General features: G+C 69.5%; 12 protein-coding genes, 1 tRNA gene and 2 pseudogenes. 12 read left to right on the top strand and 3 right to left on the bottom strand.

Annotation, left to right across the window (positions count from 1 at the left end; translation table 11 throughout):
• Position 1 precedes the first annotated feature (1 nt).
• The 3 genes from GA0070624_RS06395 to GA0070624_RS06405 all read left to right on the top strand — a co-directional run bounded on the left by GA0070624_RS06395 (position 2) and on the right by GA0070624_RS06405 (position 2,141).
• Positions 2-307 carry a type VII secretion target gene (locus GA0070624_RS06395; protein WP_091337505.1) on the top strand — a complete coding sequence of 102 codons (306 nt, stop codon included), beginning with the start codon at positions 2-4 and terminating at the stop codon, positions 305-307.
• The gene (locus GA0070624_RS06400) at positions 307-972 is read left to right on the top strand and encodes a hypothetical protein (RefSeq protein WP_091337507.1); all 666 of its coding nucleotides are present in this window, start codon (positions 307-309) and stop codon (positions 970-972) included. The genes GA0070624_RS06395 and GA0070624_RS06400 overlap by 1 nt, the downstream gene beginning before the upstream one ends.
• Before the next feature lie 329 nt (positions 973-1,301).
• Entirely contained in the window at positions 1,302-2,141 is an 840-nt protein-coding gene (locus GA0070624_RS06405; protein ID WP_091337509.1) for a PSP1 domain-containing protein, read from the top strand.
• Positions 2,142-2,189: 48 nt separating this feature from the next.
• Here the strand turns inward: GA0070624_RS06405 and GA0070624_RS06410 are convergent, their stop codons facing one another.
• Complete coding sequence (locus GA0070624_RS06410) at positions 2,190-3,929, bottom strand: metallophosphoesterase family protein (protein ID WP_091337510.1); 1,740 nt, start codon at positions 3,927-3,929, stop codon at positions 2,190-2,192.
• 134 nt (positions 3,930-4,063) lie between these two features.
• On the opposite strand from GA0070624_RS06410, the gene GA0070624_RS06415 reads away from it, so the two are divergent.
• Positions 4,064-4,136: transfer RNA gene (locus GA0070624_RS06415), tRNA-Thr, on the top strand.
• Between the two features lie 17 nt (positions 4,137-4,153).
• On the opposite strand, the gene GA0070624_RS06420 is transcribed toward GA0070624_RS06415, so the two are convergent.
• Positions 4,154-5,089 carry a tyrosine-type recombinase/integrase gene (locus GA0070624_RS06420; protein ID WP_218105120.1) on the bottom strand — a complete coding sequence of 312 codons (936 nt, stop codon included), beginning with the start codon at positions 5,087-5,089 and terminating at the stop codon, positions 4,154-4,156.
• Positions 5,090-5,587: 498 nt separating this feature from the next.
• Here GA0070624_RS06420 and GA0070624_RS06425 point away from each other — a divergent pair, with 498 nt between their 5' ends.
• The 5 genes and pseudogenes from GA0070624_RS06425 (at position 5,588) to GA0070624_RS06440 (ending at position 9,673) form a co-directional block, all read left to right on the top strand.
• Positions 5,588-6,193, top strand: a complete 606-nt coding sequence (locus GA0070624_RS06425) for an RNA polymerase sigma factor (protein ID WP_245718680.1) — start codon at positions 5,588-5,590, stop codon at positions 6,191-6,193.
• Positions 6,190-6,921 carry a hypothetical protein gene (locus tag GA0070624_RS33790; RefSeq protein ID WP_141714941.1) on the top strand — a complete coding sequence of 244 codons (732 nt, stop codon included), beginning with the start codon at positions 6,190-6,192 and terminating at the stop codon, positions 6,919-6,921. Before GA0070624_RS06425 ends, GA0070624_RS33790 begins: the two co-directional genes overlap by 4 nt.
• 884 nt (positions 6,922-7,805) lie before the next feature.
• A pseudogene (locus GA0070624_RS35565) lies at positions 7,806-8,161 on the top strand (DDE-type integrase/transposase/recombinase); the annotation flags it as partial.
• Positions 8,162-8,365: 204 nt separating this feature from the next.
• Complete coding sequence (locus GA0070624_RS06435) at positions 8,366-8,701, top strand: cupin domain-containing protein (RefSeq protein WP_091337514.1); 336 nt, start codon at positions 8,366-8,368, stop codon at positions 8,699-8,701.
• Positions 8,702-9,073: 372 nt separating this feature from the next.
• Positions 9,074-9,673, top strand: a complete 600-nt coding sequence (locus tag GA0070624_RS06440) for a hypothetical protein (RefSeq protein ID WP_091337516.1) — start codon at positions 9,074-9,076, stop codon at positions 9,671-9,673.
• 207 nt (positions 9,674-9,880) lie between these two features.
• Here the strand turns inward: GA0070624_RS06440 and GA0070624_RS06445 are convergent, their stop codons facing one another.
• On the bottom strand, positions 9,881-11,095 hold the full coding sequence (locus tag GA0070624_RS06445; RefSeq protein ID WP_091337518.1) for a low temperature requirement protein A: 1,215 nt from the start codon (positions 11,093-11,095) through the stop codon (positions 9,881-9,883).
• Between the two features lie 467 nt (positions 11,096-11,562).
• Between GA0070624_RS06445 and GA0070624_RS06450 the strand changes: the two are divergent.
• From GA0070624_RS06450 to GA0070624_RS06460, 3 genes and pseudogenes are all read left to right on the top strand, one after another.
• Positions 11,563-12,036, top strand: a pseudogene (locus tag GA0070624_RS06450) (SigE family RNA polymerase sigma factor); the annotation flags it as partial.
• A gap of 118 nt (positions 12,037-12,154) precedes the next feature.
• The gene (locus GA0070624_RS06455; RefSeq protein WP_141714942.1) at positions 12,155-13,066 is read left to right on the top strand and encodes a hypothetical protein; all 912 of its coding nucleotides are present in this window, start codon (positions 12,155-12,157) and stop codon (positions 13,064-13,066) included.
• 333 nt (positions 13,067-13,399) lie between these two features.
• The gene (locus tag GA0070624_RS06460; RefSeq protein ID WP_091337523.1) at positions 13,400-13,690 is read left to right on the top strand and encodes a transposase; all 291 of its coding nucleotides are present in this window, start codon (positions 13,400-13,402) and stop codon (positions 13,688-13,690) included.
• Position 13,691: the final 1 nt, after the last annotated feature.

The raw sequence follows: 13,691 nt of genomic DNA on the forward strand, positions 1-13,691 counted from the left end.
CATGGACCCGCTCCGCGCCCTGGCCGCCCGGCTCGACGAGGCGAGCGCCACACTGGCCACCCTCGCCCACACGGTGACCGCCGGCGACCCGGCCCACCCCGCCTTCGGCGCCCACGCGACGGGCCGACCCGGCGAGATCGGCCGGGCCCTGCATCGGCAGTGGACCACCGCCACCGGTGACCGGGCCCGGGAGGCCGGCGCCGCCGCGGCCCGGCTGGCCGCCGCCGCGGCCGCCCTGCGCGGCGCCGCCGACCGCTACGCGAGCACCGACGACGCCGCCCGGCGACGGCTGGCCCGGGAGGCCTGATGGACGCCTTGGACCGCCTGGCCGAGCCCGGCCTCGACCTGCTCGTCCGGGTCGACACGCTGCTCGCCGCCGGCGTCCCGGAGGGGCACCGGATCTGGCCGCTGCTGCGCCGCATGCAGGTTCTCCCCGGCGACGCGGTGCGCGAGTTCCTCGACCTGCACCCGGCGCCGCTGGCCACCGCCGGCCACGCGGTGCGCCGGCTCGTCCGGCGGTACGACGACGCCTGCGCCACGCTGGCCGCTCCGGTCGCCTGGTCCGGGCCGGCCGCCTCGGCGTACGACGAGGCCCGCGCGGCCCTGCTGCGCCACCTCGACGAGGGGCCGGAGAGCCTGGTCGGGCGGCTGGAGTCGACGGCCGGCTACGCCGACGCGCTGGCCGACTGGGTGGCGGGGAGCCGACTCGCCCTGGCGCGGGCGCTGGCCGAGGTGCTGCGCTCCGCCGAGGCGGTGACCGTGCTCGCCGCCGCCCCGCGGGGAGGCGAGACCGGTTCGGCCGGGGTGCTCGCGGCGGCCGAGATCGCGGTACGGGTGCTGGGGGTGCTCGGGGTGGCGTACGACGGCGCGGAGACGCTGCTGCGGCACTGGTCGCCGGGCTTGGCCGAGTCGACGTGGCGGGAGCGGACGGGCGGCGGGTCCCACCAGGACGCCTCGCTCCGCATCGGCTGACCTGCTCAGTCCGGGCCTGGCACCCGGGGGCTTCAGGGCTCGACGGCGCCGGGTGTGCCACGGCGTCGCCGCTCCGCGGTCGGTGGGAGCCGACCGGGCGGCGACGCCGTAGCCATCCCCTGCACCCCCCGCAGGTCTGCCTCCACTCAACGCCCCCGGAGGGCGAATGTCCTCCGTGCCGGCGACGATTCAGCCGTATGGGCGAGGATCAACGACACGACGGGTGGGGGCGGGTCGGACGATTCGACGATCGTGAATCGCTGCGCCGGGTGACGATCCGGCAACGCCCGGCCGGGCCGGGAACCGCGTCGCGTCGTAGGGTGAAGGGCATGGGCATGCTCTGCGCGGTCAGCTTCAACCGGTACGGGCGCCTCTACTACCTGGACCCGGGCGAGCTGCGCCCGCAGGTGGGCGACCGGGTGCTGGTGCCGACTGGCGACGGACCCGAGGTGGCCGAGTGCGTCTGGGCCGCGCAGTGGGTCTCCGAGGACACCGACGGCTTTCCCAAGCTGGCCGGGCTGGCCCAGGAGGAGGACCTGCGCCGCGACGAGCTGCTGCGCCGGCGCAAGGCCGAGGCCAAGGTCGCCGCCAAGCGGCTGATCCGCGAGCACGGCCTGCCGATGAAGGTGGTGGCCGTCGACCACGTGCTCGGCGTCCCGGAGGCCGGCAGTGACCGGACCACCATCTACTTCACCGCGCCGCACCGGGTGGACTTCCGGTCGCTGGTCCGCGACCTCGGGGCCACCCTGCACTGCCGCGTCGAGCTGCGGCAGCTCTCCGCCCGCGACTCGGCGCGGGTGCAGGGTGGGATCGGCTCCTGCGGCCGCGACCTGTGCTGCGCCACCTTCCTCAACGACTTCGAACCGGTCACCATCCGGATGGCCAAGGACCAGGACCTGCCGCTCAACCCGCTACGCATCTCCGGCGCATGCGGGCGGCTGATGTGCTGCCTCAAGTACGAGCACCCGCTCTACCAAAGGTTCCAGGAGTCCGCCCCGGCGATCGGCGCCCGCGTCTCCACGCCGGAGGGCGACGGGAGGGTGGTGGGCCACAGCGTCCCCCGCGACTCGGTCACGATCCGCCTGGACGCCGACGGCTCCCGCTGCTCCTGCAGCCGAGCCTCCGTCTGCGCCCCCCGCCAGGCCCACGACCAGCACTACACCCCCTGACTCCCCCGCCCGCATCACGCCCCGCCCCGCGGGCGGGAGGCGGTCGGGTCAGGTGAGGGTGATGGGGGGTTCGGCGAGGCGGGGAGTGAGAGGCCGCTTGGGGGTGAGCCAGGAGGTGGTGGGGGACTGGTCGGGGTTGAGCTGCCAGGCGTGGGAGACCCGGTCCAGCGCGATCGGGTAGATCGTGAGGGTGCCGTCGGGGTCGATGCGGAGGCGGAGGAAGGCCTTCGAGTCCTCGATGCCCTGGCCGGCGAAGAGCTCGTTGACGTTCACCCCGAACGCCCCGGCGATCAGCAGGTACGCCGCCACCACCTGGCTGGACACCAGGCCGATCACCGGCCCGTAGAGCACCGCCGCGGCGGCCACCGGCAGCGGCCACGGCCAGTCGTAGAAGGGCAGCCCCAGCCAGGCCCAGGTGCCGGCGGCGGCCAGGGCGACGTGCGACAGCCCGTGACCGACCCCGAGGATCCAGTGCCGGGAGTGCCGTTTCCCGCCGGCGCTCGGCGGCTTGGCGAAGAACGCCGCGCCCAGCAGCGTCACGACCAGCATGATCACCAGCGGCACGCTGAGCAGCCGCTGCTCGGTGGTCCCCACCCGGTTCGCCGCCACCCCCGCCATGGCGAGCATCAGCAGCGTGTGCAGTGTGCCCAGCAGGGTCGTGAAGCCGGGGTTGCGGAACGGCAGCCGGGCGAAGATACCCCAGCCGTAGCGCCGGGAGCGGGCCTTGTCCGGGTAGCGGGCCGCCAGGTCGTACGGGCGGCTGCGGCTGGCCCGGCGGGCGAGGGTGTCCCGCGGGGGCACCTCGAGCCGCTCCGGGAGCTTGTGCGTCGGGTAGAGATAGGCGCCGCCGCCCCCGCAGGTGATCAGCTGCCGGTCCGGGCCGGTGTAGCGGGCGTAGTGGTGCAGGTCGCCGGAGATCAGCAGCCGCACCTGCGCCCCGGTGGGGGCGATGATCGTACGGATGAAATAGTCGATCGAGTCGTACGCCGTGGGGTGGTCGACGGCCTTGACCCACGTCGGCGCCGCCACCGCGAGGATGATCCGGGACTGCGGGGTGAGCTTGCGGGCCACCGCGTCGAAGTAGGCGAGCTGCGGGTCGTCCAGGTACGACCCGGACTGGTCGTCGAGGCCGAGCAGCCACCAGCCGGCGGGCAGCTCGATGGCGAAGTACGAGCGGGACTGGCCGGTGTTCCAGCCGGCGAAGTGCCGGTCCCGGGAGCGGACGAAGAGCCGCAGGAAGGCGGTGAGGCCGTCGTACCAGTCGTGGTTGCCGGGGACCGCGAAGAGCGTCGGCCGCTCGGGCGGCGCCACCGGAAGCGCGGCCTGGTACGGCCCCTTGCACCGATCCTCGTACGCCTCGTAGGCCGCCGACGGGTAGACCTGGTCGCCCCCCATCACCAGGGTCTGCGCCCGGGGCAGCCGGTGCCCGTCCACCTCCAGTTCGGGCTGGGCGACCAGGTAGGCGATCGAGTACGTGGCGTCGAAGCCGTCACCCAGGTCGGCGACGTAGTCCAGCCAGAGCCCGCCGTCCGGCCCGACCTGCTTCCCGATCTTCGAGTCCAGCGCGCCCTGCAGCTCCCGCTTGTCCAGGTACGCCCCGAACAGCATCGCCAGCAGCGTACGGATGCCGGTGCTGATCAGCAGGAACGGCGCGAGCCACGGGACCGGCTTGCGGGGGGTGAAGCCCAGCTCCAGCGGATCGGTGCTGAGTGGCCGGCGGACCGCCCGCTCGCCCGGGTGCGCCTCGGGGATCGGTGCGGGCTCCTCGGGTACGTGATCATCGCTCACCTCGGGCAGGGTAGTCCGGGCCGAGTGCGAGCGGTGTCCCGCGAACGTACCAAACCTTCCTCGATGCCCGGATCCCCGTCCCCGGGATCCGGTTCGGCCGGAGGCCGGGGTGTGCCGTACACTTGACGATCGTTGCCGCCTTAGCTCAGTCGGCAGAGCGACGCACTCGTAATGCGTAGGTCGACGGTTCGATTCCGTCAGGCGGCTCGGTACAGAAGCCCAGGTCACCGGCCTGGGCTTCGCCGTTTCCCGAGGTCGATCACGTCGCCGCTGGCGGGCCGAGTCCTTGAATAGTCCTTGTCCCGTGCGTTGACCGCCTCATCCAGCCGGTTGGCGACCGCGTCCAGGTCGTCACCGAACAGCCCCGCGTACACGTCCAAGGTCATCGACGCCGAGGCGTGCCCGAGCATCCGCTGCACCGCCTTGACGTTGGCACCCGCCGCCACGGCCAGACTCGCCGCCGTGTGCCGCAGGTCGTGCGGAGTTAGCCCAGCCAGCCCGACCGACGCCGCCGCCGGCGCGAAGACCCGCGACCGGAAGTTGGTGTTACGCAGCGGCCCGCCGTTCGGAGCGGTGAACACCAGCGCGTCCCGACGCTTGCCGGCGACGTGCGCGGCCAGCTCGTCGACGAGGAACCGCGGAATCGGCACCGACCGGCGCTGATGGTTCTTCGGTGTGCCCTCGACCAGCTCCCCGCCGACCTCCGCGAACGCCACCGCCACCGTCACCCGACGCCGCAGCAGATCCAGCCGCGACACCCGCAACGCCGACGCCTCACCCCACCGCAGCCCGGTGTAAGCCAGGAACCGCACCAGCAGCCCGTACCGCCCGCACGCCTCCGCGAGCCTCGCCACCTGGTCGTGGTCAAGGAACACCGGTTCCTCCCGCACGACCCGAGGCAGCCGGACGGCATCTGCCGGATTCCGGGACATCCGGCCGTCCCGCACGGCGTGCGCCAGGGCCAGCGACAGCACCCGGTGCGCGTACCGGACCGTTGCCGGGGCGAGGCCGGAGGCGGTGAGCCGCTGCACCCAGGCCGCTACCTCCGCGTACGAGACTGCCGAAAGCGGGATGTCCTCCCAGGTCGGAAGGATCTGCCGCCGTAGCGCCAACTCGTACCGGGCACGGGTCGACGGCTTGAGCTGCACTTGAGCGGCCATCCACTGCGCCGCCCAGGCGCCCACGGTCACCCGCGCCCGAGCGGGGTCGATCAAGGCGGCCCGCAAGCGGGCCGCGCCGGCCCGGCCCCGGCCTGCTGGCGACCTCCGGCCGGCATCGGCCGGACCGGCCGGCCACGCTGACAGACGCAGGATCTTTGAAGACCTCGGGGCTCCGCCCCGAACCCCGGCCCTCCTCAGAGATGCCGCCGCGGATCCCCTCATCGGGCACCACAAGGGCTACCAGCCTCCCCAGACCGGGCCAAGGTCGTTCGGCTGGTGAGGCGCTCCACCTTGTCCCGGTCTGGGGAGGCTGGACGGTCTACGACTGCCCGACGAGGAGATCCGCTCCGCCGTACCTCATCTACCCCTGGGGGCGCTCTTGTCGCATGGCTCGTCTGGTTCGGCGACCCGGATGTGGATCTTCAGGTAACAGTCTTGTCGGCTCCGACCAAGTACGGGTGTATACCAATTCGGCATGACGAGAGGAGGTGGCAACGAGTGGTTGATGATCCATCCGGGCAGGAGATCGACGTGACGCGTGTCGGCATCGATCCAGCCGTGTTTGAGGCGTTCTATCGGCAGCACATCGATGCGGTGCAAAGCTTCCTGGCACGTCGCGTCTCAGGCCCGTATCTCGTGGCAGACCTTACCGCTGATGTCTTCCTGGCTGCGATTGACTCCGCGTCAACCTATGACCCCGATCGGGGGACGCCCATTGCCTGGCTGTATGGAATCGCGCGGCGAGCTGCCGCGTCGGAGTACCGCCGAAGCGAACGCGAGAGTAGGGCCGCGGATCGATTGGCCGGCCGTCGGTTCGTCGATGACGAGGACTATGCCCGGCTGGAGCACCGCATCGACGCCGAACGGCAGTCGCGTGTGCTCTATCGGGCGATGGACCAGCTCTCGGATGGCGAACGAGCGGTGCTTGAGCTTGTTGCCCTCGACGGGCTGACCGTGGCTCAGGCCGCGCGAGCACTCGGAATCGGCGGTGTTGCTGCCAGGGTACGGCTTTATCGAGCACGCCGTTTCCTTCGCGATCAACTAGCCGTGCGTGGTGACGAACACCCTTCCCAGCTGGCATTCGCTCTTGAGGTGGAATCATGAAGCAGCAGCATTTCGAGGCAGCGCGTTTCGAAGATCGGCTCCTGATGGAACTGCGGCAGAATGTGGCGCAGCGAGCCGAGGAGCTTCCTCATAGCAAGGCAACTAGCAGTCCGGTGATGGCAGAACGCCGTACGACGCACCGGCGGCTGGTTATGGCAGGGGCGTTCACGATGGCAGCCGCGGTCAGCGCAATCGCAGTGACCCTGGCTCAGCCGGTTTCACCCGCCTATGCGGTGAGTGAAGGTCAGGACGGAACCATCACGGTGACCGTCAACTACCTCGATGACCCCGCGGCCGCCAACGAAACTCTCCGTCAGGCCGGGGTACCGGCCGTAATCATGCTACCCACGCCCGCTGCTGATTGCCCGGCTGAGGACCGAGGCACAGTCCTTCCTGAGAGTCTCAGTAGCGCGTACAGCGTGGTGTCAGGGCGTAGCTATCTCGACGTCGACCCGCCAGTTCCGGACAATTTCGTGAAGCTCCGACCCGCACTGATCCCCGCCGGACAAGTGCTGATCCTAGTTCCCGGATCCACACTGACCGATGGCGCGAGTGAGCCGACGCTTAATTTCGTTCGGTATCAGCAGCCGGGCCCCCGCTGCGTCGTCGACCGCTCAACCCTCAGCGGGCCCCTCCCGACCGCCTCCATGAACACCGAAACCCCAGGGTCGCCGCCGTTTGATGCGTCGCCGGAGGCTGAGAACTCGACGGAATCACGCACGGGCTGATTCGTACGCTGTGAGTTTGATCGAAACGGTGCCGTGCACATGGCACCGTTTCGTCACTGTTAACCCTCCGCTCGCCGCCACCATCCGTAGCCCCCTGCCCTGGAGGCATCCGTGAGCAAACTGCTCAGTCCTGATCTGCTCCTGATCGCCGCAGTCTACATAGCGGCGGCCGGCATCGCCGTCGTCTGGATCATCAGTTGGATGTATGGGCAATTCACTGAATGCTGCGGGTCGCCGCGTCAACGGAACGGTACGCATCCAGTCCGCAAGAGGCCCGTTGACGGTGAGGGAGCGGTGAAAAGTACGGAGGACATTCCGCTGCTAGACCACCACGCGCCCAGGTCGGCGGGACGGACAGTTTGATCTCATAATTCCGGTCACCGTGCCATCCTCGTGCCAGTAGCCGGTACCCCCGATGGTCACCCGCGGGCACGAACGGTCACACGCCTCCCGCCGTGACCTGGACCACCTCGTGATAGCTGGCGATGATCTTCGTCCTTCCAAACTGACGCTCCGTGCCGCCCGACCCGCGCAGTCCGCATCTAGTCCGCAAGAGGCCGACCGACAGCGGGGGAGTGGTGGGAGATATCGAGAAGCGTTTCCGCTGCTAGACGCCCATCTGCCCAGGTCGGCGGCGCGGGTGTTTTGATCTCGTAATGCGTAGGTCGACGGTTCGATTCCGTCAGGCGGCTCCATAGGAAGGCCCAGGCCACCGGCTTGATCGCCGATCACGACCTGGGCCTTCTTCGTGCCGTCGCGAGGTCGAGCAGCCAAACCTGCTGTCGACAGCAACCGTGACAGCAGCGGGCCGGGACGTGGGCAGCCGCCGGCCGCCGGGCGCGGACGGTCGCCCGAGGTCGCAGACACGGACGGACCCCGCCGGATACGTGTACCGGGCGGTCGACCAGTACGGGCAGGTCATCGACGTGCTGGTGTCGGCTCGCCGGGACGCCGGCGCGGCCCGACGGTTCGTCCGACGAGCATTGTCGGCGTTGAAGGTGACACCCGCGGAGGTGGTCACCGACGCCGTCGCGGTCTACCCCAGGGTGCTGGATGAGCTGATCCCGTCCGCGTAGCCTCACGTCGAGCAGTACGCGACCAACCCGATCGAGGCTGATCACAGCCAGCTCAACGCGTTCATGCAGAACCTCCGACGCGGACACTACGAAAACTCGCCGTCGACACCCCGCCCGCTCTGCGGGTCGCCGCTGCGTTCACCGAACTCACCCACGCGATCTGACCGCAGACCCGGCACAGGTTCAACACGTCCGTCGATCCGATAATGCAACGGCGCCCCTACGGCTGCGCTGACGACTTCCGCCGACCACACCGGCTGGCGGCTCGAGATCGGTATTCTCGCCCTATCCGACGCCGTCAGGTACGACGTTCCGGCATCCGCCGAGGCGGTGGCGTCGTTCCGGTTGAACAGACAGGTGGGCGACAGGTGCAGAAACTCAGCCTGGATGCGCTGGCCCGCGAGCATAGCGAGCGGGCGGCGGCATCCGGGTCCGGTCGCAGCGCCGAGACTGTCTTCGGCGGACATGAACGGATGCTGCGACAGACGATCCTCGCGTTGCGTCGCGGGGTCGAGCTCAGCGAGCACGAGAACCCGGGCCAGGCGACAGTGCTGGTGCTACGGGGGCGGGTCGAACTGATCGGTTCCGCGGCAAGCTGGACCGGACGCCAGGGGGACCTGATCGTCGTGCCACCGGAGCGGCACCGCCTGGTCGCCCACGAGGACGCGGTGGTGTTGCTGACAGTCGCAAAGCTCGGTCAGTGAAGACGGTCGGCCCGCCCTTCCCCCGCTCCCGCGCGGGCGACGGCCGCCGCCGCGGCTGAACGGTCACCGCGACCGCACGACCTCATCGGGCACGACGGGATCGCCCAGCAACAGCTCCGTATCCTCGACGCACGGCGACCCGGAAGTCGAAGCCGTCAGCGACGCCACGGCGAGCGGCACACAGCAGTGACCGCGACGGGGCCAACGCCGCGAGACGGCCCGGCGGTGTGGGCACACAGGGGGCGAGGTTGGCCGGGATGCCGTCGGTGACCAGCAAGGTGGCGTAGGCGTGCCACTGCACCTGAGTACGTTCGGGCGGTGCATCGTACGCAGCCATCCGGCCACGTGGGTAGCGCTCCTAGCCGCCGGCTCGTGCTGGCCAGCACGGCAGTGAGTTTATGGAGCCTGTTTTACACGGGATACCGCGGCTACTACGCGGCCGGCGGTACCTGGTTCCTCCCCGGTCGGCCAGCCGACCCGGCTCAGTTTCGGCTCATCAACGCCGCCGCGGTAATCATCTTGGTCGTCGCCGCCGTGACACCGTTCGCGATCCTGCCATTGTGGCAACGGCGGGGGGTGGTGTGGCGGGCGGCGCTCGGGCTGTGCTGGACGGTCGCAGTTGGTTGCGTCATGCATGCGCTGATCAACGCCACCCAGCGGATCCTCAGCCTGCCCGGCCTGCTGCACATCGAGTATCGGGCGTCGGTTTGGGCCTCGATCAACACTCGGACCACCGACCTGCAGGACCTGCTGTTCAACGAACCCTGGTTCCTGCTGGAGGGACTCGGCTTCGCCGACTCGCCTGGATCGCGCTGGGCCCCGGGCCTGACCGGCGCTGGTGGACCGGCACCGCGGCCGCGGCGACGGTCGGCCTCACCGTCGTCGGCCTGCTCTCAGCGTTCGGGCTCGTCGGCGAGTTCATCATCGTCTGACGCCGACTCCCCCGGGCGGGGTCGCAGCTCCTTCGCGTAGAACCCCATGCGTCCAGGTCATGGGAGGCGGCATCTTGATCTCGTAATGCGTAGGTCGACGGTTCGATTCCGTCAGGCGACTCCATTGGAAGGCCCAGGTCACCGGCTTGATCGCCGATCACGACCTGGGCCTTCTTCGTGCCGTCGCGAGGCCGAGCAGCCAAACGAGCAGCCGAAGCTCACCGACGCGACACCGACCCGAACATGCCTAAATGGGTGGTTTAGCGGGTTCCGGGGGCAGGTTCCACGCGCGGCGGGCGTCGGCGGCCGCCGCTCCGGCAAGCACGACGGCGGTGACAATCGTGGCGGCTAGCGGTGGGGCGGGTAGCAGTGCCGGGTAGGGCAGGATCAGCGCGATCAGCGTGACGACGCGCGCGCGGGAGACCCGACCGAACACCTCGTATTCGAAGCGGGCGCGGCCAGCGATGAATAGGGCCGGGCCGAGCAGGATGGGCGCGATCCAGGTTGGCGGAGCGTGGCCGAAGGGGTCTTCAATCGTGATCTCGTACCCGAGGGCGGTGACCACGACACCGATGATCATGACCAGGTGTGAGTTGGCGGCTGACCGGGCGAGGTGGGCTGGGTTGCTCGATTTGGTGATCGCCTCAGAGAGGATGTGGCCCGCGCGGTAGAAGTAGATTCTCCAGAGGAGCACTGAGGTGAACGCGGCGGCGGCGAAGGCGGCCGTATGGTCCCGGTCGAAGGGCCCGGTGCTGTAGGTCAGGCCGATTACCAGGATCGTCTCGCCGAGGGCGATGAGGAAGAATTGGTGGTACCGCTCGGCGAGGTGCTCGCCCGCGATATCCCAGCGGGAGATGGTGGAGCGGCCCAGCCGCGGCGTCGGCCAGCCGAAGCGCCCAGCGGCGTACTCCACTCCGAGGGCTAGTATCCATAGTGGGATGAGGCTCAGGCCGTTGATGATCCCGCCGACGATCCAGAGTACGCCCGTGGCGCAGTAGGTAATGAGCATCCGGACTTTCAGCAGTCGGCGTTGCCGGTCCCGCAGGGCGAGCAGGAGCACCAGCGGCCGGGTGAGGTGGCCGATGACGTAGGCAAACGCGAAGGCCTCCGCGTACCCGGTGAAGGCCCGCGGGATGGTCACGCCCATCACGAGGCCGGCTCCGAGCGCCACCATGACCACCACCTGAATGGCCGTCGAGTCCGGGTCGTAGCGGCTGGTCGTCCAGGCGGTGCCCTGCCAGAGGGCGTACAGCGCGAGCAGCAGCAGAAGGGTTTTGCCGGCGCCGGGCAGCGCCCGAGACAGCGCGCTTCCGCCCGGCTCGATGGCCAGGTTCTCGTACGCCCGCGCGACGATCCGGGTCAGCGCGAACACGAACACCAAATCGAAGAAGAGTTCGAGGAACGTCGCCTGTTTCGGATGAGCGCCGGCGGGCTTCGGTTCGGCGAGGCTACTGTTCCACATGATCACCCGTCCGCTTGATGCCTTGGTGCAGTCGTCGTAACACGCACCGACAGCGGCAGGGGCGATGATTAGAGAAAGGCAGGCAGCCGAGCCAGCTCGCTGCTAGCCGCGAAAATGGCGCTCACCCGTTCCGCACGATTGCGTAAGGTTGTCGCCTCCGGCCCGAACCCAATGGACGTCAGCGGACGCAACCGACTCTCGCCGAAAGCGCCTGGTAAGCGAGATGTCGCCGGCCAGCTCCCACGGGTGGGCGGGCCGACGGCAGACCGGATGGCAGCGATGCGCGTCAGTTGGCACGACGGCCCACCCGGCATGGGAGTGGGTGATCATCAACCCGCCCCCTCCCCAGGCAAGCATCGTCAACCCGGGGTGAACCAGCCCCCGGACATTTTCTCGATCCGGTGCAACCGTGGCGTCGCTCTGCTGCGTGAGTGGGAGGAGCAGCCACCGAGGAGAGTGGGGTCGGCGTGACAGAGGAGGACTACCGGGCCTTCTACGCATCGGCGTTCGCGCGGTTGGTCGGTCAGGTGTATCTGCTGACCGGCGACTTTGCTGAGGCGCAGGACGCCGTTCAAGAGGCGTTTGTCCGAGGCTGGAGCAGACGTCGCCGGTTCGCCGACGGGGACGAGCCGGAGGCGTGGATCAGAACCGTCGCCCGCCGGATCGCGGTCAGCCGTTGGCGCTCCGCACGGTCCGGGTTGGCGGCGTGGCGGCGCCACGGGCCGGTTCCACACGTGCCTGCGCCCGGCGTCGAGACTCCGCTGATCGTGGCGGCCCTGCAACGTCTGCCCGAGGAGCAGCGGCGCGCGATCGTGCTGCACCACCTGTGCGATCGGTCCGTCGATCAAGTCGCCGCAGAGACGGGGGTGCCAGCCGGAACGGTCAAGGCCCGGTTGTCGCGCGGGCGGTCCGCTCTGCGACAGATCCTCGACGAGGCGGATGCCTCGCATCCGTGGAGCCGGCCGGACTCCGGCTCCACGCCCCTCGCGGGCGAGCCGCGGGCCGGCACGCCGGGCCGGTCCGACCGATCGGACGACATCATAACCTTGGAGCGTCGTCATGCCTGAACGCCAATACCCCGACCGAGAGAGCCGCGAGCTCGAAAGCCCCGTGGCCGGGAAGCCTGCCCTGGAAAGCCCGCTGCCCGGCCTGGACACCATGCTCCGGGACGCGGCCGACGACGCGACGCGCCGGGCGATCGTGCCGCCGTGCGACCTGGTCCAGGGTCTGGCACGGCGCCGCCGTACCGCGAAGGTCGCGACGGCCGGCGTGTTCGGGGTCGTGCTTTTCCTGGCGATCGGGGTGGCGGCCGTCACCGGTGCCGGGCCTGACCGGGACGAGGACCGCCCGCGGCCGGCCGCGTCGGCCACCGCCCTCGACCCGTCGTTGCGCGAGTACTGGACAGAAATCCCGATCCTGACCTGGACGCCTGACGCGGGACGCACGGCGTCGGCCGTGTCTTCCACGAACGAGTTCCTTACGGCGGTGTTCTCCGCGCTTGGCCCGGGGGATCACGACTTCTCCCAGCTCAACGATTTGCGGACGGTCTTTCCCGACGCTCCGGTCGGTGGCCCGGCCATCGCCATCGATCAGTCGGTCACGAGAGCTGAGTTGGAGCACGCCGCCGCGAACCTGCGCAAGCTCGACGGCGTGCAAGACGCGCGGGTCGTCGAGGTGCCCGGCCTGTGGTTCACCGTGTCGGCCACCGGCCCCGCCGTCTCCGGCAACGGAATGCCACCGGTCATCGACCTCGAGGGGATACGCCTCAACGGCTCCGCCAGCGGGCGGCACCGTGACGCACAGAAACGTTGGGTCAACTGGGTACGCGCCACGTACGTCGGACCGGCCATCGACCGCGCCACCTTCGACCTGCTGCGCGCACGGACCGCCGAAGCCGTGCACATCGATGTCTCGCAGGTGGTGGTCACCGCGGAATCCTCAGCCAGGAACCCGAAGCCGACGACGAGCTGACGCCGGGCTCAGCCAAATGCGCGCAGCCCTCCCAGCGCGGTGAACTTCCCCGTCATGCAGAGGTCGACCAATGTCACCCGTGCTGGTCAACGCTTCCGGGCTGGGTCGAATTGGTGCCGGTAAACCGTCACCTGGTCTCATCGATGACCGCACAGAGTGCCATCACCGACAGGGTGCAGCGTGGCCGTGGGATCCGACGAGTCTGTCCCGGCCGGGTACTCGGCCGCCCACTGCTCCTCGACCGGCGTGTACGGCCCATAGAAGGACTCCCCGGTCTTCTCTGAGGTGTACCAAGGATCTTGGACATGTCCTCCGACTTGAGAGGATGAGTCCATGCCCGAGCAGCGTCGTCGGTTCAGTCCGCAGTTCAAGGCCGAGGCCGTGCAGATGGTGATCGAGACCGGGAAACCGATCGCCGTGGTCGCTCGTGAACTCGGAATCCATGACGGCACCCTGGGCAACTGGGTGAACGCGTGGCGCCGTGAGCACCCGGAGCCGGACCAGCCCGTCAACCCCACGGAGCGTGCCCGCGTGAAGGAGATGGAAGAAGAAATCCGCCGGCTGCGGATGGAAAACGAGTTTCTAAAAAAAGCCGCGGCCTTCTTCGCCCGGACGCACCCGTAGC

Source organism: Micromonospora rhizosphaerae (genome assembly GCF_900091465.1).
Classification (GTDB): domain Bacteria; phylum Actinomycetota; class Actinomycetes; order Mycobacteriales; family Micromonosporaceae; genus Micromonospora; species Micromonospora rhizosphaerae.

Excerpts from the sequence above, each read along its gene's own strand:
- GA0070624_RS06455 (WP_141714942.1), top strand. The coding sequence starts at position 12,155 with ATGCCTGAACGCCAATACCCCGACCGAGAGAGCCGCGAGCTCGAAAGC.
- GA0070624_RS33790 (WP_141714941.1), top strand. The coding sequence starts at position 6,190 with ATGAAGCAGCAGCATTTCGAGGCAGCGCGTTTCGAAGATCGGCTCCTG.
- GA0070624_RS06395 (WP_091337505.1), top strand. The coding sequence starts at position 2 with ATGGACCCGCTCCGCGCCCTGGCCGCCCGGCTCGACGAGGCGAGCGCC.
- GA0070624_RS06420 (WP_218105120.1), bottom strand. The coding sequence starts at position 5,089 with ATGGCCGCTCAAGTGCAGCTCAAGCCGTCGACCCGTGCCCGGTACGAG.
- GA0070624_RS06400 (WP_091337507.1), top strand. The coding sequence starts at position 307 with ATGGACGCCTTGGACCGCCTGGCCGAGCCCGGCCTCGACCTGCTCGTC.
- GA0070624_RS06405 (WP_091337509.1), top strand. The coding sequence starts at position 1,302 with ATGGGCATGCTCTGCGCGGTCAGCTTCAACCGGTACGGGCGCCTCTAC.
- GA0070624_RS06445 (WP_091337518.1), bottom strand. The coding sequence starts at position 11,095 with ATGTGGAACAGTAGCCTCGCCGAACCGAAGCCCGCCGGCGCTCATCCG.
- GA0070624_RS06460 (WP_091337523.1), top strand. The coding sequence starts at position 13,400 with ATGCCCGAGCAGCGTCGTCGGTTCAGTCCGCAGTTCAAGGCCGAGGCC.